This is a genomic window from Komagataeibacter intermedius TF2, from assembly GCF_000964425.1.
Classification (GTDB): domain Bacteria; phylum Pseudomonadota; class Alphaproteobacteria; order Acetobacterales; family Acetobacteraceae; genus Komagataeibacter; species Komagataeibacter intermedius.
Genome location: NZ_BANF01000119.1, coordinates 1 through 408 on the forward strand (window position 1 = coordinate 1; position 408 = coordinate 408).

1 pseudogene is annotated in these 408 nt (G+C 58.3%); it reads left to right on the forward strand.

The features are described from left to right. Positions 1 to 212 precede the first annotated feature (212 nt). Positions 213 to 347: pseudogene (locus B7449_RS13420) on the forward strand (2-dehydropantoate 2-reductase N-terminal domain-containing protein); the annotation flags it as partial. Positions 348 to 408 lie beyond the last annotated feature (61 nt).

The following is a 408-nucleotide window of genomic DNA, read 5'->3' on the forward strand; positions in this document are numbered from 1 at the left end:
GCGAAAGACGGGTATGATCTCCTGGAACTGAAGCGCTTCTCGCGACATAAAAGCCTTCAGGTCGTCGAGACCTATATCGACGAGGCCACCATCAAGGCCCGGCACCCGGGAAGGTCGAGATTCTGAGCCTGTCTTGACCCCTGCCTCCGGAGCGCTTCAACTCGCCTTCAACCGCAACACGTCAGGGCGCATCAAAGAGAGGAAACAGCGTGATGGGTTCCAGAATTCTTGTTGTCGGCGCGGGCGCCGTGGGTGGGTATTTTGGCGCCCGCATGGCCAGCGCCGGACATGATGTGACCTTTCTGGTGCGGGAAAGGCGGCGGCAGCAACTCCGTGCCGAGGGCCTGTGTGTTGATTTTCACTAAGAACTGACCCGGGTAGGGCGGAAATTTTCATCGAGATTTGACC